The 17,388-nt window shown below is 68.5% G+C and carries 19 protein-coding genes; 16 read left to right on the top strand and 3 right to left on the bottom strand.

The window, feature by feature from the left end; genetic code table 11:
* Window positions 1-76: 76 nt before the first annotated feature.
* Complete coding sequence (locus FFI87_RS04320; protein WP_138848145.1) at window positions 77-658, bottom strand: DUF1439 domain-containing protein; 582 nt, start codon at window positions 656-658, stop codon at window positions 77-79.
* A gap of 137 nt (window positions 659-795) precedes the next feature.
* Window positions 796-1,113: a YkgJ family cysteine cluster protein gene (locus FFI87_RS04315; RefSeq protein ID WP_138848146.1), complete on the bottom strand. Its 318-nt coding sequence runs from the start codon at window positions 1,111-1,113 to the stop codon at window positions 796-798.
* 171 nt (window positions 1,114-1,284) lie between these two features.
* Between FFI87_RS04315 and hemN the strand changes: the two genes are divergently transcribed.
* The 16 genes from hemN (at window position 1,285) to ureG (ending at window position 15,930) form a co-directional block, all read left to right on the top strand.
* A complete protein-coding gene (hemN, locus tag FFI87_RS04310; RefSeq protein WP_138848147.1) occupies window positions 1,285-2,676 on the top strand; it encodes an oxygen-independent coproporphyrinogen III oxidase in 1,392 nt (463 codons plus the stop codon).
* 72 nt (window positions 2,677-2,748) lie between these two features.
* On the top strand, window positions 2,749-3,006 hold the full coding sequence (locus tag FFI87_RS04305; protein ID WP_006752100.1) for a hypothetical protein: 258 nt from the start codon (window positions 2,749-2,751) through the stop codon (window positions 3,004-3,006).
* Window positions 3,007-3,110: 104 nt separating this feature from the next.
* Window positions 3,111-3,767, top strand: coding sequence for a protein-L-isoaspartate O-methyltransferase family protein (locus FFI87_RS04300; RefSeq protein WP_011656163.1), 657 nt, complete (start codon window positions 3,111-3,113; stop codon window positions 3,765-3,767).
* Window positions 3,768-3,778: 11 nt separating this feature from the next.
* On the top strand, window positions 3,779-4,102 hold the full coding sequence (locus tag FFI87_RS04295) for a rhodanese-like domain-containing protein (RefSeq protein ID WP_006752102.1): 324 nt from the start codon (window positions 3,779-3,781) through the stop codon (window positions 4,100-4,102).
* A gap of 388 nt (window positions 4,103-4,490) precedes the next feature.
* The gene (urtA, locus tag FFI87_RS04290) at window positions 4,491-5,798 is read left to right on the top strand and encodes an urea ABC transporter substrate-binding protein (protein WP_012363256.1); all 1,308 of its coding nucleotides are present in this window, start codon (window positions 4,491-4,493) and stop codon (window positions 5,796-5,798) included.
* Window positions 5,799-5,942: 144 nt separating this feature from the next.
* Window positions 5,943-7,562 carry an urea ABC transporter permease subunit UrtB gene (urtB, locus tag FFI87_RS04285; protein ID WP_138848148.1) on the top strand — a complete coding sequence of 540 codons (1,620 nt, stop codon included), beginning with the start codon at window positions 5,943-5,945 and terminating at the stop codon, window positions 7,560-7,562.
* 1 nt (window position 7,563) lies between these two features.
* On the top strand, window positions 7,564-8,748 hold the full coding sequence (urtC, locus tag FFI87_RS04280) for an urea ABC transporter permease subunit UrtC (protein ID WP_138848149.1): 1,185 nt from the start codon (window positions 7,564-7,566) through the stop codon (window positions 8,746-8,748).
* On the top strand, window positions 8,745-9,602 hold the full coding sequence (gene urtD / locus FFI87_RS04275; protein WP_006752106.1) for an urea ABC transporter ATP-binding protein UrtD: 858 nt from the start codon (window positions 8,745-8,747) through the stop codon (window positions 9,600-9,602). The genes urtC and urtD overlap by 4 nt, the downstream gene beginning before the upstream one ends.
* A 4-nt stretch (window positions 9,603-9,606) precedes the next feature.
* Window positions 9,607-10,299, top strand: coding sequence for an urea ABC transporter ATP-binding subunit UrtE (gene urtE / locus FFI87_RS04270; RefSeq protein ID WP_012363253.1), 693 nt, complete (start codon window positions 9,607-9,609; stop codon window positions 10,297-10,299).
* A 204-nt stretch (window positions 10,300-10,503) separates the two neighbouring features.
* Window positions 10,504-11,379 (top strand): urease accessory protein UreD, encoded by an 876-nt coding sequence (locus FFI87_RS04265; RefSeq protein ID WP_138848150.1) that lies wholly within the window; start codon window positions 10,504-10,506, stop codon window positions 11,377-11,379.
* A gap of 237 nt (window positions 11,380-11,616) precedes the next feature.
* Window positions 11,617-11,919: an urease subunit gamma gene (ureA, locus tag FFI87_RS04260; RefSeq protein WP_006406310.1), complete on the top strand. Its 303-nt coding sequence runs from the start codon at window positions 11,617-11,619 to the stop codon at window positions 11,917-11,919.
* 14 nt (window positions 11,920-11,933) lie between these two features.
* Window positions 11,934-12,239: an urease subunit beta gene (locus FFI87_RS04255; protein ID WP_012363251.1), complete on the top strand. Its 306-nt coding sequence runs from the start codon at window positions 11,934-11,936 to the stop codon at window positions 12,237-12,239.
* A 29-nt stretch (window positions 12,240-12,268) separates the two neighbouring features.
* Complete coding sequence (gene ureC / locus FFI87_RS04250) at window positions 12,269-13,975, top strand: urease subunit alpha (protein WP_138848151.1); 1,707 nt, start codon at window positions 12,269-12,271, stop codon at window positions 13,973-13,975.
* A gap of 17 nt (window positions 13,976-13,992) precedes the next feature.
* Window positions 13,993-14,601: an urease accessory protein UreE gene (gene ureE / locus FFI87_RS04245; protein WP_138848152.1), complete on the top strand. Its 609-nt coding sequence runs from the start codon at window positions 13,993-13,995 to the stop codon at window positions 14,599-14,601.
* A complete protein-coding gene (locus FFI87_RS04240) occupies window positions 14,588-15,268 on the top strand; it encodes an urease accessory protein UreF (RefSeq protein ID WP_138848505.1) in 681 nt (226 codons plus the stop codon). The genes ureE and FFI87_RS04240 overlap by 14 nt, the downstream gene beginning before the upstream one ends.
* Window positions 15,269-15,282: 14 nt before the next feature.
* Complete coding sequence (gene ureG / locus FFI87_RS04235) at window positions 15,283-15,930, top strand: urease accessory protein UreG (RefSeq protein WP_138848153.1); 648 nt, start codon at window positions 15,283-15,285, stop codon at window positions 15,928-15,930.
* A 59-nt stretch (window positions 15,931-15,989) separates the two neighbouring features.
* Here the strand turns inward: ureG and waaA are convergent, their stop codons facing one another.
* Window positions 15,990-17,357 carry a lipid IV(A) 3-deoxy-D-manno-octulosonic acid transferase gene (gene waaA, locus FFI87_RS04230; RefSeq protein ID WP_138848154.1) on the bottom strand — a complete coding sequence of 456 codons (1,368 nt, stop codon included), beginning with the start codon at window positions 17,355-17,357 and terminating at the stop codon, window positions 15,990-15,992.
* Window positions 17,358-17,388 lie beyond the last annotated feature (31 nt).

Genomic DNA, 17,388 nt, shown 5'->3' with positions numbered 1-17,388 from the left:
GGCCCAACTCCGAAGTAGTCGAAAGAGAATGGGCCGCGTCACCGCCGCGGCCCGCCCGGCCGCGCGCGGTACGTCGTCACTTTTCGACGATCGCCACGCGTATGCCGTTTGTAAGAATCGTAATTGTACCGGGTTCGTAGTTCACTCCGGCAAATTGCAGTTGCTCGGGCTTGAACGTGTAGATCGGATAGTTGGTCAGCACCTGCGTCGCGAGCAGGCCGGCGGCCGCGCCGACCTGTTGCGCATACATCTGCGCGTTGCCGTCGAGCACGAGGCTGTCGACGGCCGGCGCCTTCAATACCACCGAGCGGCTCGGCGCGTCGTACGCCAGCTGCCCCGACACGGTGAACTTGCCGCTCACCGGCTCGCTCAGGAACGGACTCGCGAAATGCGCGTCGAGCTGCACGGCGACGCGGTTCTGGTCGGGCAGCAGGTTGACGGCCGGATTCGCTAGCGACACGTCGACGACCTGCGCGACGGTCTTCTGGTACGGGAACTTGCGCGCGACGGCTTTCTGCACGTCGCCGCGCGAGAACGTGTAGTGATCGGGGATGAACGGGAACGTCGACGCGCAGGCGGCGAGCGATACCGACACGCCGATGGCGCCGGCGCAGACGGCGAGGAAACGGCGCCGGCCGGGCGTGCAAGATGCGGTCATGCTGGACAATCTCCTGTATCGGGCGAAGCGGCAGTCGTGCCATCGGCTCGGCCGCCGCATCGCGGCCGTGGACCAAAGTTAGTGCTTGCGCACGCGCCGCCGGTTCCGTCCGCGAGCCGGTGCACGACGACCATGCGTCAACGAGAAGCGCCGGTGCCGGGCGCGGGCTGGGTCGCGACCTCGAGGCGCGTCAGCCACGCGAGCGCGTTGTCGCGCGACGCACCGCACATCTCGGCGGACGGCTGCAGCCCGGAACAGCACGCGGGACGCTCGGGCCGGCCGAAGATCCGGCAGCGCAGGTCGTCGCCGAGCTGCACGCAGCGCACGCCGGCCGGCTTGCCGTCGGGCATCCCCGGAATCGGGGACGAAATCGACGGCGCGATGCAGCACGCGCCGCACCCCTCGCGGCACGCATGCGGCGGCGGGGCATCGGCGGGCGCCGGACGGACAGGCATTTCGACGGACACTCGGCTCTCTCAAGAACAACAAAAAAACGGTGCGGCAACCGGACGCGGCGTGCGGCAGCCCACCGCGCATTGTGCCATCGCCGGCTGCGACGTTATTACGCAATGCAGCCGAAACACGCGTTTATATACTCGAAACCATCTGAAAAGCGCGAGGCCAGCATGAGTTCCGGTTCTGCCGACACGATGTTCCGTCCCGATTTGCTCGCCAAGTACGGCGCGAACGGGCCGCGCTACACGTCCTACCCTACCGCGCTGCAGTTCCGCGACGATTTCGACCCAGCCGACTACCTGCGTGCCGCGCGCGATCCCGGCGCGTCGTCGAGCGATCTGTCTCTCTACTTCCATATCCCGTTCTGCAACACGGCCTGCTTCTATTGCGGCTGCAACAAGATCGCGACCAACAACCATCGCCGCGCGCGCCCGTATCTCGAGCAACTGAAACGCGAGCTGGCGCTGCAGGCCACACTGTTCGATCCCGCGCGCCCGGTCACGCAGCTGCACTGGGGCGGCGGCACGCCGACCTTCCTGTCCGACGCCGAAATGGCCGAACTGATGGCCACCACCCGCGATTATTTCGTGCTCGCACCGGACGCCGACGCCGAGTTCTCGATCGAGATCGACCCGCGCACGGTCACGCCCGCGCGGCTCGTGCACCTGCGCAACATCGGCTTCAACCGGCTGAGCCTCGGCGTGCAGGATTTCGATCCGATCGTGCAGCAGGCGATCAACCGGGTCCAGCCGCTCGCGATGACGGCCGATCTGATGTCCGCCGCGCGCGCGACGGGCTTCCATTCGGTCAGCGTCGACCTGATCTACGGGCTGCCGCACCAGACGGTCGCCGTGTTCGCGCGCACGCTCGAGACGATCATCGAACTCGCGCCGGACCGCCTGTCCGTATTCGGCTACGCGCACATGCCGCACCTCTTCAAGATGCAGCGGCAGATCGACGACGCGACGCTGCCGCCGCCCGAAACGCGCATCGCGCTGCTCGGCCTCGCGATCGACATGCTGACGTCGGCCGGCTACGTGTACATCGGGATGGATCACTTCGCGCGGCCAACCGACGAACTCGTGCGCGCGCAGCGCAACGGCACGCTGCAGCGCAATTTCCAGGGCTACAGCACGCGCGCGGATACGGACCTGGTCGGTTTCGGCGTGTCGTCGATCGGCAAGGTCGGCGACGTCTACGCGCAGAACGCGAAGGATCTGCCGGCCTATGGCGCCGCGCTCGACGCGGGCCGGCTGCCGATCGCGCGCGGCGTGCGGCTCACGGCCGACGACCGGCTGCGCCGCGACGTGATCACGCAACTGATGTGCAACCTCGAATTGCCGTTCTCGCATATCGAGGCGGCGCACGGAGTCCGCTTTGCCGATCACTTCGCGCGCGAGCTCGACGCGCTGCGCGGGTTCGAGCAGGACGGGCTGCTGACGATCGCCGGCGACCGCCTGACGATTCACCCGGCCGGCCGGATGGTCGTGCGCAACATCGCGATGGCGTTCGACGCCTACCTCGGCCGGACACCGCGCCAGCGCTACTCGCGCACCGTCTGACGCCGCTCGGCCGCATGCGGGCGGCCGGTTTGCTAAAGTAACGGGCTCAACGCCCCTGCAAGAACCCGCACGATGCGCACCACCAAAGCGACCCACGCGGTCGAACGCCTGAAGACCCGGTCCGGCAACCCGCAGTTCGCGGCCGTCGCGATGGCGGGCGGCCTGTTCTATCTGGTCGACCGCTCGGGCGGCACCGCCGAGAAGCGCAGCGAGCCGCTGCCGCTCGACGAATTCGTCAAGTTCGTCGACCAGTTCGGCCCCCAAAAACCGCGCAAGGCGAGCAAGCTCGACCTCGCGTTCGAAGCGCAGATCAAGAAGAGCAAGGGGTAAAGGTCTGTTGCAGGCCGTCTGAAGGCTTCGCCGGCGCCCCGTTTGGTACAATCACGAAGTTTCTCTATCCCCGCTGATGGCCGACCTGGCTGCGTGACCACACCATGAATATCGAAAACGCGCGTTTCAACATGATCGAACAACAGATCCGGCCGTGGGACGTACTGGATCTGGACGTCCTGGGCCTGCTGTCGATCGTCAAGCGTGAAAACTACGTGTCGCCCGAACATCGCGATCTCGCGTTCGCCGACCTCGAGCTGCCGCTGCCCGGCGGCCGCGGCAAGATGCTGTTCCCGCGCGTCGAAGCGCGCATGCTGCAGGAACTGGCGGTCAAGAAGCACGAGAACGTGCTCGTGATCGGCGCGGGCTCCGGCTACCTGGCCGCGCTGTTCGCGCATCGCACGCTGCACGTGACGGCTGTCGAGATCGATCCGGCCATCGCGAAGTTCGCGGCCGACAACCTGCGCAACGACGGCGTGACGAACGCGGAAGTCGTGCTCGGCGACGGTTCGCTCGGCTGGCCCGACAAGGCGCCGTACGACGTGATCTGCGTCGCGGGCGGGCTGCCGGTCGTGCCGCAGCAGATGCTCGAACAGCTGAAGATCGGCGGCCGCCTGTCGGCGTTCGTCGGCGGCCGTCCGGTGATGAAGGCGCAGATCATCACGCGCATCGACGACAAGCAGTACCGTGTCGCCGACGTGTTCGAGACCTACGTCGACCACCTCGTCAACGCGATCGAACCGTCGCGTTTCAAGTTCTGAGCGGCGGCCCCATGCAGATCCTGACTGCCGCGATGCTCGCGGAATGGCTTCGCGATCCGGCGCGTCCCGCGCCGGTCGTGCTCGACGTGCGCGAACCGTGGGAAATCTCGACCGCGCAGATCGCCGGCAGCGTGTCGATCCCGATGCAGCAGATCCCCGCGCGCAGCGAAGAGCTCGACGACGAAGCAGAAATCGTCTGCGTGTGCCACCACGGCATGCGCAGCGCGCAGGTCGCGATGTTCCTCGAATCGCGCGGCTTCACCAAGCTGTACAACCTGCAGGGCGGCATCGACGCGTGGTCGCGTGACGTCGATCCGTCCGTGCCGCGTTACTGAGTTACCGGCGAGTTATCGCCGAGTTACCGACCTTCCCGGCGGCGCATCGCGCGCCGCCACGCCGACCGGCCCATTGCCGCCGGTCCCAGCGGTCTCCCCCGAACGGGCGCGCGTTGCGCGCCCGTTTGCGTTTCTGCTTCCATCTTTCCCCCTCGTTCCGTTGACTTCGGTGCGCCGGCGAGCGCGTCGTGCACCATTTGCGCCCGCGCGACTGCACCGCAACGGATCGCGCATGCTGCACGACGCGTCATGTGCACCGCGTGCGCCCCTCGAGCCACGGCGGTCAGGCACGCCCAGCGTGCATCCGCGCGACTGGCACATGCCTTGCGTTACTACGATGCCGGCGCCGCCACGGCGCACGCACATCCAACACGTCAAGGGGAACCCGATGAAACGTCGCAGTCTGCTGAAGTTCGGTTCGATGGCCGGTGCACTCGCGCTGGCGGGCAAGAGTCCGTTCGCGCAAGCGGCCGATGCGGGCACCGGCCCGATCAAGGTCGGCATCCTGCATTCGCTGTCGGGCACGATGGCGATCTCCGAAACGTCGCTGAAGGACACGGCGCTGATGACGATCGCCGACATCAACAAGAGCGGCGGCGTGATGGGCCGCAAGCTCGAGCCGGTGGTCGTCGATCCCGCATCGAACTGGCCGCTGTTCGCGGAGAAGGCGCGCCAGCTGCTCACTCAGGACAAGGTCGCGTGCGTGTTCGGCTGCTGGACGTCGGTGTCGCGCAAGTCGGTGCTGCCGGTGTTCGAGGAACTAAACGGCCTGCTCTACTACCCGGTGCAGTACGAAGGCGAGGAAATGTCGCGCAACGTGTTCTATACGGGCGCCGCGCCGAACCAGCAGGCGATACCGGCCGTCGAGTACCTGATGGGCGCGGAAGGCGGCGGCGCGAAGCGCTTCTTCCTGCTCGGCACCGACTACGTGTATCCGCGCACGACCAACAAGATCCTGCGTGCGTTCCTGAAATCGAAGGGCGTGAAGGACGCCGATATTCAGGAGGTCTACACGCCGTTCGGCCACAGCGATTACCAGACGATCGTCGCGAACATCAAGACCTTCGCGCAGGGCGGCAAGACGACCGTGATCTCGACGATCAACGGCGATTCGAACGTACCGTTCTACAAGGAACTCGGCAACCAGGGGATCAAGGCGACCGACGTGCCGGTGGTCGCGTTCTCGGTCGGCGAGGAGGAACTGCGCGGGATCGACACGAAGCCGCTCGTCGGCCACCTTGCCGCATGGAACTACTTCATGTCGGTGAAGAACCCGACGAACACGAAGTTCAAGGACCAGTTCGCCGCATGGGTGAAGGCGAACAACCTGCCGGGCGGCGCGAAGCGCGTGACCAACGATCCGATGGAGGCGACCTATGTGGGCATCCACATGTGGAAGCAGGCCGTCGAGAAGGCGAAGAGCACCGACGTCGACAAGGTGCGCGTCGCGATGATCGGCCAGAGCGTTGTCGCGCCGTCGGGCTTCACGCTGTCGATGGACGGCAATCACCACCTGCACAAGCCGGTGATGATCGGCGAGATTCGCGGCGACGGGCAATTCAACGTCGTGTGGAAGACGAAGACGGCCGTGCGCGCGCAGCCGTGGAGCCCGTTCATCGCGGGCAACCAGGGCAAGCCGGACATCGTCAGCTCGATCCCGGCATTCCTGCGGCGGCAGCGCGCGGCGCTCGCCTGATGCGATGCGGAGCGCCGCGCACCACCGGCGTGGCGCTCCGCTCGCAGGCTGCTGCGGGCATGCCGCCGCGCGTGGGGTGACGAACCGCATGCGCCCGCGCACCGCCGCACGCATTCGCTTTTCCACGCCCCACAGGATCTCCCGATGCCTACCCGCTTTCGCCGCGCCGCCGTCGCGGTCGTCGCCTGTGCCGCGCTGGCCTGCGCGCTGCCGCGCGCCGCGTTCGCCCTGACGGCCGCCGATACCGCCGCGCTCGCCGGCGACGACTTCGACGCGAAAACCTCCGCGATCGAACGGATCGCCGCCGATGCCGATCCGCGCGCCGTCGCGCTGCTCAATGCGCTGTCGACCGGCGACGCGCTCGCGACCGGCGACGGCCGGCTGCTGATCCAGACCGGCGACACCGCACACGATGCGCTGACGCAGGCCGCGACGCCGGCCGGCGACGCGCAGCCCGTCATGCTGAACAACCTGCTGCGCACGAAGATCGCCGCCGCGCTGTCGGGGCTCGCGCTCGCATCGCCCGACGTCGGCGCGCGTCGCGACGCGATCGACGCGCTGCTGAAGTCGCCCGACCCGGCACTCAAGCCGATGATCGAGCGCGCACGCGCAAAGGAAACCGACCCGGCATTGAAGCGCCGCCTCGACGCACTGTGGGCCATCGCCGCGCTGCACGATGCCGATCCGGCGAAGCGACTCGACGCCGTGCAGGTGGTGGCCGCGCGCAGCGATCTCGACATGATCGAGCAGTTGCGCCCGCTCGTCGCGAAGAACGCCGACGGCAGCTACACGGAACCCGACGCACGCGTACGCGCAGCCGCGCAGCAAGGGCTCGACGCATTGCACGCGCTGCAGCGCCGCGGCGAGATCGTGGGCACCGTGTTCGCGGGTCTGTCGCTCGGCAGCGTGCTGCTGCTCGCGGCGCTCGGCCTCGCGATCACGTACGGGCTCATCGGCGTGATCAACATGGCGCACGGCGAATTCCTGATGATCGGTGCGTACGCAACCTATGTCGTGCAGACGCTGATCCAGCGCCATGCGCCGGCCGCGTTCGACTGGTATCCCCTCGTCGCGGTGCCCGTGTCGTTCGCGGCGGCCGCGCTGGTCGGCATCGTGCTTGAACGGCTCGTGCTGCGGCATCTGTACGGCCGCCCGCTCGAGACGCTGCTCGCGACGTTCGGCGTGAGCCTGATCCTGATCCAGGCGACGCGCATGCTGTTCGGCGCGCAGAACGTGCAGGTCGTGAATCCGTCGTGGATGAGCGGCGGCGTGACCGTGATGCAGAACCTGATCCTGCCGTACAACCGGCTCGCGATCCTCGCGTTCGCGCTCGCGGTCGTGTTCGTCGCGTGGGCAGTGCTGACGAAGACGCGGCTCGGCCTGTTCGTGCGCGCGGTCACGCAGAATCGCCGGATGGCCGCGTGCGTCGGCGTGAAGACCGCGCGCGTCGATGCGTATGCGTTCGCGTTCGGCGCGGGCATCGCAGGCCTCGGCGGCTGCGCGCTGTCGCAGATCGGCAACGTGGGCCCCGATCTCGGGCAGAACTACATCATCGATTCGTTCATGGCGGTGGTGCTCGGCGGCGTCGGCCAGATCGCCGGCACCGTGCTCGGCGGCTTCGGGCTCGGTCTCGTCAGCAAGGCGATCGAACCGTTCTGGGGTGCCGTGCTCGCGAAGATCGCGGTGCTCGTGATGATCGTGCTGTTCATCCAGAAACGTCCGCAGGGCATGTTCGCCCCGAAGGGCCGCAGCGCGGAGGCGTGACATGACTTCAATCACCGATTCGTTGTCGAACCCGGTCGCCGGTGCGCCGAAGCCCGCCGCCGTGCCCACGAAGGAAGGCTTCGCGCTCGGCCTGCCGCCGCGCCCCGCGCTGCTGTCGCGCCGCGCATGGCTCACGCTCGTCGCGCTGTGCATCGCGATCGGCGCCGGCGTGCCGCTGGCCGCGCTGGTCGCGCCCGAGTCGAGCGCGTTCCATCTGTCCGCGTATGCGATGACGCTGGGCGGCAAGCTGATGTGCTACGCGATCGCCGCGCTCGCGCTCGATCTCGTGTGGGGCTACTGCGGCATCCTCAGTCTCGGCCACGGGCTGTTCTTCGCGCTCGGCGGCTATGCGATCGGCATGTACCTGATGCGCGAGATCGGCCGCGACGGCAAGTACGGCAGCGACCTGCCCGACTTCATGGTGTTCCTCGACTGGCATCAGCTGCCCTGGTACTGGAGCGGCACGCAGCATCTCGCGTGGGCGCTCGCGCTGGTCGTGCTGGTGCCGGCCGTGCTCGCGTGGGTGTTCGGCTTCTTCACGTTCCGCTCGCGCGTGAAGGGCGTGTACCTGTCGATCATCACGCAGGCGCTGACGTTCGCCGCGATGCTGCTGTTCTTTCGCAACGAGACGGGCTTCGGCGGCAACAACGGCTTCACCGACTTCAAGCGCATCGCCGGGTTTGCGATCACGTCGCCCGGCACGCGCACGGTGCTGTTGCTGCTGACCTTCGCGACGCTCGTGCTCGCGTTCATCGCCGCGCGCGCGATCGTCACGAGCAAGCTCGGGCGCGTGGTCACCGCGGTGCGCGACGGCGAGACGCGGCTGATGTTCCTCGGCTACAGCCCGCTCGCGTACAAGCTGTTCGTGTGGACGCTGTCGGCCGTGCTGTGCGGCATCGCGGGCGCGCTGTACGTGCCGCAGGTCGGCATCATCAATCCCGGCGAGATGTCGCCCGGCAACTCGATCGAAATGGCGATCTGGGTCGCGGTGGGCGGGCGCGGCACGCTGATCGGGCCGATCGTCGGCGCGTTCGCGGTGAACGGCGCGAAGAGCTTCTTTACCGCGTACTTCGCCGAATACTGGCTGTTCTTTCTCGGCCTGATCTTCGTGCTGGTGCCGCTGTTGCTGCCGCGCGGGATCATGGGCCTCGTCGACACGCTGCTTGCGAAGGGGAAACGCGGATGAACGGCACGGCCCTCTACCAGTTCACGCCACCGGCCGAAGACGAGCTGCTGACCGTCAGCGGCACCGCATCGATGGGCCGCGTGGTGCCGCCCGGCATCGACACGTCGCACGGCACGATCCTCTACCTCGAGGACATCGAGGTGAGCTTCGACGGCTTTCGCGCGCTGAACAAGCTGTCGCTCGCGATCGACGCCGGTGAGCTGCGCTGCGTGATCGGCCCGAACGGCGCGGGCAAGACCACGATGATGGACGTGATCACCGGCAAGACGCGCGCCGATGCGGGCAAGGTGTTTCTCGGCCAGACGATCGATCTCGCGCGGATGAACGAGCCGGAAATCGCGCGCGCGGGCATCGGCCGCAAGTTCCAGAAGCCGACCGTGTTCGAACAGCATCCGGTGTGGGAAAACCTCGAACTCGCGATGCAGACCGACAAGGGCTGGCTCGCGTCGCTGCGCGCGCGGCTCGACCGCACCGCGCAGGCGAAGATCGAGGAAACGCTCGCGCTGATCGGCCTGGAAAGCGATGCGTATCGCGCGGCCGGCGAGCTGTCGCACGGGCAGAAGCAGCGGCTTGAGATCGGCATGCTGCTGATGCAGCGCCCCGCCCTCCTGCTGCTCGACGAACCGGCGGCCGGGATGACCGACCACGAGACGATGGAACTCGCCGCGCTGCTGAACACGCTGCGCGGCACCTGCTCGATGATGGTGGTCGAGCACGACATGGACTTCGTCGCGGCGCTCGCGGGCGACACGGGCCGCGTGACGGTGATGGCCAACGGCGCGGTGCTCGCGCACGGCACGCTCGACCAGGTCAAGCGCGACGACGCGGTGATCGAGTCCTACCTCGGAAGATGATGCGATGCTGAAGATCGACGCACTGAACCAGTACTACGGCGGCAGCCATATCCTGCGCAACGTGAACCTCGCCGCCGAAGACGGCAAGCTCACCGTTCTGCTCGGCCGCAACGGCGTCGGCAAGAGCACGCTGCTGCGCTGCCTGATGGGCGTCGTCGCCGCGAAGAGTGGCAGCGTGTCGTGGCGCGGCACGCCGCTCGGCGCGTTGCCGCCGTATGCACGTGTCGCGGCCGGGCTTGCCTACGTGCCGCAGGGCCGCGACATCTTTCCGCGGCTGACCGTCGAGGAAAACCTGCTCGTCGGCGCGGCAAGCCGCAAGGCGCGCTCGTCGGTGCCCGAGCGCATCTACGAGCTGTTCCCGGTGCTGAAGGACATGCGCGCGCGGCGCGGCGGCGACCTGTCGGGCGGCCAGCAGCAGCAGCTCGCGATCGGCCGCGCGCTGATGAGCGAACCGCAGCTGCTGATCCTCGACGAGCCGACCGAGGGCATCCAGCCGTCGATCATCCAGGACATCGGGCGCACGCTGCGCCAGCTCGTCGACGAATCGAAGATGACCGTGCTGCTCGTCGAGCAGTACTACGACTTCGCGCGCTCGATCGCGGATCACTACTGGGTGATGAGCCGCGGCGAGGTCGTCGCGGGCGGCGATGCGCGGGACATGGAGGCGAACGGCGTGCGCGAGCTGATCGCGGTGTAGCAAGCGGGCGCCGGAGGGGCATCGCTTCCGGTTGCCGATCCGACGCATCGATCCGGCGCTTCGCCAGGCAGCGCATGCCGGGCCCACGCCGGCGCAACGGCACGGCCTGCGAGCAGCGTTGCGTCAGCCTGCAACGCGAGCGCCGAAGCGTATATTGTTGCGGTAGCATCCTCGTTCACCGCGCCCGTCCCCTGCCTTGCACCGATGTCCGCCCCTGATTCCCACGCCTCGCTGTCCCGCCCCTCCGTCGCCAAATCGTGGCGCGGTCGCCTCGAACTCGGCTTCGAACGGCACGGCGCGCGCACGACGCTCGTTCACCGGCTGCACGACGGTCCGTTGCGCGTGCAGCGGCCGCTGTATCCGGAAGGCGATGCGATCTGCCACGCGGTCATCGTGCACCCGCCGGGCGGCGTCGCGGGCGGCGACCGGCTCGACATCGGCATCGCGCTCGGCGACGGCACGCACGCGGTGCTGACGACGCCCGGCGCGACCAAGTGGTACAAGTCGAACGGTCTCGACGCGACGCAACGCATCGGCATCACGGTCGGCGCGCACGCGAAGCTCGACTGGCTGCCGCAGAACAACCTGTTCTTCGACGCGGCCCACGCCGCGCTCGACTTCACGGTGACGCTCGGCGCGGGCGCGAGCGCGATCGGCTGGGACGCGACGCAACTCGGCAGGCAGGCGGCCGGCGAAACGTGGTCGGCCGGCCGCATCGCGTCGCGCTCCGCACTCGTCGATGCCGACGGCCGGCCGCTGTGGACCGAGCACGCGCTGCTCGACGCGCGCGATCCGCTGCGCGGCGCGTTGCAGGGTCTCGCCGGCTTTCCGGTGTACGGCACGCTGTGGGCCGCCGGCGCCGCGTGCGACGCGGCACTGGCCGAAGCGCTCGCCGCGCGGATGCCGTTCGACGACACGCTGCGCGCGGGCGCGACCTGCGTGACGCCCGGCGTCGTGCTGGTGCGCGCGCTGTCGACCTCGATGGAAGCGCTTCAGCGCCACTTCGCCGACTGCTGGCTTTACCTGCGGCCGATCGTGCACGGCGTCGACGCGCGGCCGCTGCGCCTCTGGCAAACCTGAACGCGCGCCCGACGTGCACCGTTTCGGCGCAGCGCCGCCGCCCGCGCTGCCCGCCATTTATGCATCGCGCACCACGAACGCGCATCGCCGCACGTTTTATCGGCATGGCACGCACCTTGCGTCTTACATGACGGATACATGACGCACGGAAAAAACGCGCGGTGCTACGATGGCCCGCGCCTGTGCCGGAACCCCGCGCCCCGATAAAAAATTACGTTTTCCTGAACGATTGCCTTCATGAAACTGACTCCCCGAGAAAAGGACAAGCTGCTGATCTTCACGGCGGCGCTGCTGGCCGAGCGTCGTCGCGCGCGCGGGCTGAAGCTCAACTATCCGGAGGCGGTCGCATTCATCACCGCCGCGCTGATGGAAGCCGCGCGCGACGGCAAGACCGTCGCCGAGGTGATGCACTACGGCACGACACTGCTCACGCGTGACGACGTGATGGATGGCGTGCCGGAGATGATCCCCGACATCCAGGTCGAGGCGACCTTTCCGGACGGCACCAAGCTCGTCACCGTCCACCACCCGATTCCGTGAGCGAGGCCCCCCGCATGATCCCCGGCGAAATCCTCACCGACGACGGCGAGCACGAACTGAACGCAGGCCGCCCGACGCTGACGGTCGTGGTCGCGAACACCGGCGACCGGCCGGTGCAGGTCGGCTCGCACTACCACTTCTTCGAAGCCAACGACGCGCTGTCGTTCGACCGCGCGGCCGCGCGCGGCTTCCGGCTCAACATCGCGGCCGGCACCGCCGTGCGCTTCGAGCCGGGCCAGACGCGCACCGTCGAGCTCGTCGAGCTGGCCGGCGAGCGCGCCGTCTACGGTTTTCAGGGCAAGGTGATGGGGCCGCTGTAAGCCGCGCCCCACTCTTCAGGAACAGCACCATGACATTACGCTTGAGCCGCCGCGCGTACGCGGAAATGTTCGGGCCGACGACGGGCGACCGCGTACGGCTCGCCGATACCGAACTCTTGATCGAGATCGAACGCGACTACACGATCTACGGCGAGGAAGTGAAATTCGGCGGCGGGAAGGTGATCCGCGACGGGATGGGCCAGTCGCAGCGCGTGGCCGCCGACGTGCCCGACACGATCATCACGAACGCGGTGATCCTCGATCACTGGGGCATCGTGAAGGCCGACATCGCGATCAAGCACGGCCGCATCGCCGCGATCGGCAAGGCCGGCAACCCGGACATCCAGCCCGGCGTGACGATCGCGATCGGCGCCGCGACCGAAGTGATCGCCGGCGAAGGGCTGATCGTCACCGCGGGCGGCATCGACACGCACATCCACTTCATCAGCCCGCAGCAGATCGACGAGGCGCTCGCGTCGGGCGTCACGACGATGCTCGGCGGCGGCACGGGGCCGGCCACCGGCACCAACGCGACGACCTGCACGCCGGGCCCGTGGCACATGGAGCGGATGCTGCAGGCGGCCGACGGCTGGCCGATCAACCTCGGCTTTCTCGGCAAGGGCAACGCGAGCCTGCCGCAGCCGCTCGTCGAGCAGATCGCGGCCGGCGCGATCGGCCTGAAGCTGCACGAAGACTGGGGCACGACGCCCGCCGCGATCGACAACTGCCTGTCGGTGGCCGACGACACCGACACGCAGGTCGCGATCCACACCGACACGCTGAACGAAGCCGGCTTCGTCGAATCGACGGTCGCCGCGTTCAAGGGCCGCACGATCCACACGTACCACACCGAAGGCGCGGGCGGCGGCCATGCACCCGACATCCTGAAGGTGTGCGGCGAGGCGAACGTGCTGCCGTCGTCGACCAACCCGACGCGCCCGTACACGATCAACACGCTCGACGAGCATCTCGACATGCTGATGGTGTGCCATCACCTCGATCCGTCGATCGCCGAGGATCTCGCGTTCGCCGAATCGCGAATCCGCCGCGAGACGATCGCGGCCGAGGACATCCTGCACGATCTCGGCGCACTGTCGATGCTGTCGTCCGATTCGCAGGCGATGGGCCGCGTCGGCGAAGTGATCATCCGCACCTGGCAGACCGCGCACAAGATGAAGGTGCAGCGCGGCGCGCTGCCGGAAGACGGCGCGCGCAACGACAACTTCCGCGCGAAACGCTACGTCGCGAAGTACACGATCAACCCGGCGATCACGCACGGGATCGCGCATGAAGTCGGGTCGATCGAACCCGGCAAGTGGGCCGACCTCGTCCTGTGGGAGCCGGCGTTCTTCGGGATCAAGCCGTCGATGATCCTGAAGGGCGGGATGATCGCGGTCGCGCAGATGGGCGACCCGAACGCGTCGATCCCGACGCCGCAGCCGGTCCACTACCGCGAGATGTTCGCGACGCGCGGCGGCGCGCTCGCGCGCACGTCGCTGACCTTCGTGTCGCAGATGGCGGCCGATGCGGGCATCGCGGAGCGCTACGGCCTCGCGAAGCGCATCGTACCGGTGCGCAACTGCCGCAACGTGACGAAGGCCGACATGATCCACAACGCATGGCGCCCGTCGATCAGCGTCGATCCCGAAACCTACGACGTGATCGCCGACGGCCAGTTGCTCACCTGCGAACCGGCGACGGTGCTGCCGATGGCGCAGCGCTATTTCCTGTTCTGATTTCCGGTTTTCGTTTTATGCGCACCCTCGACAAACGCATTGCCCCGAACGTGAAACTCGCCGCGTCGCTCGTCGCGCGCGCGCCGACGCTCACGCTCACCTATGACGCCCGCTGCAAGAGCCGCCTCGCGGCCACGCTCGATACCGGCGAGGACGTCGCGGTCGTGCTGCCGCGCGGCACCGTGCTGAGCGACGGCGACGTGCTCGTCGCCGACGACGGCGCGCTCGTGCGCATCGCCGCGGCGCCCGAGACCGTGCTGCTCGTGCGCGCGGGCGATCCGCTCACGCTGATGCGCGCCGCGTATCACCTCGGCAACCGTCACACGCCGGTCGAGATCGGCGACGGCTACCTGAAGCTCGAAGCCGATCCGGTGCTCGCGGACATGCTGCGCCGGCTCGGCACGCAGGTCGAACCCACGAGCGCGCCGTTCCAGCCGGAAGCCGGTGCGTACGGCGGCGGCCACAAGCACGGACATGACGCGACGTTCGCCGAGGATTACGCGCTCGCGCAGCAGGTATTCGGCGAGCACCATGGCCACTCGCACTCGCACGATCACGATCACGATCACGATCACCAGCATGGTCCGGGCTGCACGCACGGCCACCACGGTCATGACCACCACTGAGCTCGTCGCGCTGCTGCATCTCGCGTCGCCCGCGCTGCCGATCGGCGCGTTCAGCTATTCGCAGGGATTCGAAGCCGCGCTCGACGCGAACCTGATCCGCGACGCCGACACCGCGCGCGACTGGATCGCGAGCGGGCTGACCGACGTGCTCGCGCACGGCGAACTGCCGTTCCTCGCGCACCAGCTCGCACGCTGGCACGCGCACGACGCCGATGCGCTCGCGCGCGAGAACGCATGGTTCATCGCGAGCCGCGAATCGGCGGAGCTGCGCCGCGAAACCGAGCAGATGGGCTGGTCGCTCGCGCAGCTCTGTACGTCGCTCGAATGGGGCGATGCCGCGCGCCGCGCGACGCTCGCGACGATTTCGCCGATCGCGCTGCCGACCGCGTTCGCCTACGCGGCCGCCGCGCACGACGCGAGCGCCGACGCCGTGCTCACCGCGTACGCGTTCGGCTGGGTCGAGAACCAGACATCGGCCGCGCTGAAAGCGGTGCCGCTCGGCCAGCTTGCCGGGCAACGCATCATCGTCGCGCTGCGCGACGCGATCGACGCGGCCGTGCGCCGCGCGCTCGCCACGCCGCCCGACGCCGTCAACACGTTCGCGCCGCAGCTCGGCATCCTGTCAGCGCGGCACGAAACCCAGTATTCGCGGTTGTTCCGCTCCTGAACCCGACCCACGCCATGAACGCACCCGCACTCTCCCCCGCCCGCCGCACCAAGAAACTGCCACCGCTGCGCGTCGGCATCGGCGGCCCGGTCGGCTCCGGCAAGACCACGCTGCTCGAAATGCTGTGCAAGGCGATGCGCGAGCGCTACGACCTCGTCGCGATCACGAACGACATCTATACGAAGGAAGACCAGCGCCTGCTGACGGTCGCGGGCGCGCTGCCCGAGGAACGCATCATGGGCGTCGAGACGGGCGGCTGCCCGCACACGGCGATCCGCGAGGATGCGTCGATCAATCTCGAGGCCGTCGACCGGATGCTGTCGCGCTTTCCCGATGCCGACATCGTGTTCATCGAATCGGGCGGCGACAATCTCGCGGCGACGTTCAGCCCTGAGCTGTCGGACCTGACGATCTACGTGATCGACGTCGCAGGCGGCGAGAAGATTCCGCGCAAGGGCGGCCCCGGGATCACGAAGTCCGACCTGCTCGTGATCAACAAGACCGATCTCGCCCCGCTCGTCGGCGCGAACCTCGACGTGATGGCGTCCGACACGAAGAGGATGCGCGGCGAGCGGCCTTACGTGATGACGAACCTGAAGGCGCTCGAAGGCGTCGCGGACGTCGTCGCATTCATCGAGAAGAAAGGATTGCTGATGGTGTGAGCGGCGGCGAGGCGGCCGCTGCCGCCTCGCCTGCCCAGGGGCGGCCTTGCGCCGCCCGCTCAGTCGTCGGATGCTTCCGACGCGTCGGTTGCGCCGGGCATCGCGGCGCTGCCGCGCTCGACCGGCGGCAGCAACGCCGCGAGCACGTCGACCGAGCGCGCGGTCGCGCCGCGATGGCGCGCCGCGAACGCGGCACCCGCCGCACCCATCGCGATGCGCCGCGCGTTGTCGGTGAACAGCGCGTCGAGCACGTGCGCGAGATCGAGCGGATCCGCGACCTGCATCGCCGCGCCGGCCGCGACCGCATCGGCGGTCGCCTGCGTGAAGTTGAACACGTGCGGCCCGATCAGCACCGGCACGCCGACCGCGCACGCCTCGATCAGGTTTTGCCCGCCGAGCGGCAGCAGGCTGCCGCCGATGAACGCGACATCGGCGGCCGCGTAGTACGCGCCGAGCTCACCCATCGAATCGCCGAGCAACACCGTCACGTCGGCCGGCAACGGTTCCGCCGCAGCGGGCCGGCCGGCCGCCAGTGCCGCCGCGTCCGCACCCCACACCGAACGCCGCACGCACTTGAGCCCGCTGCGCCCGACGAGCGCCTCGACTTCGCCGAAACGCTGCGGATGGCGCGGCACGAGGATCAGCAGCGCGCCCGGCGTGCGCATCGCGGCGAACGCCTGCAGCACCAGCGCCTCCTCGTTCTCGCGCGTGCTGGCGGCGACCCACACGGGCCGCGTGCCGATCGCGTCGCGCCATGCATGGCCGCGCGCGGCCAGCTCCGGCGGCGTGGTCATGTCGAATTTCAGGTTGCCCAGCACCGTCACGTTGCGCGCGCCGAGCGACGTCAGCCGCTCCGCGTCGGCCGGGCTCTGCGCGAGCACGCGCGAGAAACCGCCGAACACGTCGCGCGTCGCCGCGCCGAACTTCGCCGCGCGCCGATGCGAGCGCGCGGACATCCGCGCGTTGGTCAGCACGAGCGGCACGTCCGCGCGGCGGCACTCGTCGATCAGCGTCGGCCACACCTCGGTTTCCATCACGAGGCCGAGGGTCGGCCGCCACGCGCGCAGGAAGCGTCGCACCGCGCCCGGCATGTCGTACGGCAGGTAGCAGCGCAGCACGCGGTCGCCGAAGATCTGCTCGCCGGTCGCGCGGCCGCTCGGCGTCATGTGCGTGAGCAGGATGCGCGCGTCGGGGCGCGTACGCATCAGCGCGTCGATCAGCGGCTGCGCGGCGCGTGTCTCGCCGACCGACACCGCATGCACCCAGATCAGCGGCGCGCGATCGTCCGGCGAACGGCCCGCGACCCGGCCGAAACGCTCGGCGACGTGCTCGCGGTAGCCGCGCTCCTTGCGCGAACGCACAAGGAGCCGGATGACGGCGATCGGCGCGACGAGCCACCACAGCGCGCGATAGATCACCCTCAGCATGAGCGGGCTCCGTCGCCGCGAAGGATGCGGG

Source organism: Burkholderia sp. KBS0801, from assembly GCF_005937855.2.
Lineage (GTDB): Bacteria > Pseudomonadota > Gammaproteobacteria > Burkholderiales > Burkholderiaceae > Burkholderia > Burkholderia ambifaria.
The sequence above is the reverse complement of the archived record's forward strand: the minus strand, read 5'-3'. Positions and strand labels throughout refer to the sequence as shown.

Coding starts and splice junctions, on each gene's coding strand:
- FFI87_RS04265 (WP_138848150.1), top strand. CDS start 10,504: ATGTCCGCCCCTGATTCCCACGCCTCGCTGTCCCGCCCCTCCGTCGCC.
- urtA (WP_012363256.1), top strand. CDS start 4,491: ATGAAACGTCGCAGTCTGCTGAAGTTCGGTTCGATGGCCGGTGCACTC.
- FFI87_RS04295 (WP_006752102.1), top strand. CDS start 3,779: ATGCAGATCCTGACTGCCGCGATGCTCGCGGAATGGCTTCGCGATCCG.
- FFI87_RS04240 (WP_138848505.1), top strand. CDS start 14,588: ATGACCACCACTGAGCTCGTCGCGCTGCTGCATCTCGCGTCGCCCGCG.
- ureC (WP_138848151.1), top strand. CDS start 12,269: ATGACATTACGCTTGAGCCGCCGCGCGTACGCGGAAATGTTCGGGCCG.
- ureG (WP_138848153.1), top strand. CDS start 15,283: ATGAACGCACCCGCACTCTCCCCCGCCCGCCGCACCAAGAAACTGCCA.
- hemN (WP_138848147.1), top strand. CDS start 1,285: ATGAGTTCCGGTTCTGCCGACACGATGTTCCGTCCCGATTTGCTCGCC.
- ureA (WP_006406310.1), top strand. CDS start 11,617: ATGAAACTGACTCCCCGAGAAAAGGACAAGCTGCTGATCTTCACGGCG.
- urtD (WP_006752106.1), top strand. CDS start 8,745: ATGAACGGCACGGCCCTCTACCAGTTCACGCCACCGGCCGAAGACGAG.
- FFI87_RS04320 (WP_138848145.1), bottom strand. CDS start 658: ATGACCGCATCTTGCACGCCCGGCCGGCGCCGTTTCCTCGCCGTCTGC.
- urtC (WP_138848149.1), top strand. CDS start 7,564: ATGACTTCAATCACCGATTCGTTGTCGAACCCGGTCGCCGGTGCGCCG.
- ureE (WP_138848152.1), top strand. CDS start 13,993: ATGCGCACCCTCGACAAACGCATTGCCCCGAACGTGAAACTCGCCGCG.
- waaA (WP_138848154.1), bottom strand. CDS start 17,357: ATGCTGAGGGTGATCTATCGCGCGCTGTGGTGGCTCGTCGCGCCGATC.
- urtE (WP_012363253.1), top strand. CDS start 9,607: ATGCTGAAGATCGACGCACTGAACCAGTACTACGGCGGCAGCCATATC.
- FFI87_RS04300 (WP_011656163.1), top strand. CDS start 3,111: ATGAATATCGAAAACGCGCGTTTCAACATGATCGAACAACAGATCCGG.
- FFI87_RS04305 (WP_006752100.1), top strand. CDS start 2,749: ATGCGCACCACCAAAGCGACCCACGCGGTCGAACGCCTGAAGACCCGG.
- urtB (WP_138848148.1), top strand. CDS start 5,943: ATGCCTACCCGCTTTCGCCGCGCCGCCGTCGCGGTCGTCGCCTGTGCC.
- FFI87_RS04255 (WP_012363251.1), top strand. CDS start 11,934: ATGATCCCCGGCGAAATCCTCACCGACGACGGCGAGCACGAACTGAAC.
- FFI87_RS04315 (WP_138848146.1), bottom strand. CDS start 1,113: ATGCCTGTCCGTCCGGCGCCCGCCGATGCCCCGCCGCCGCATGCGTGC.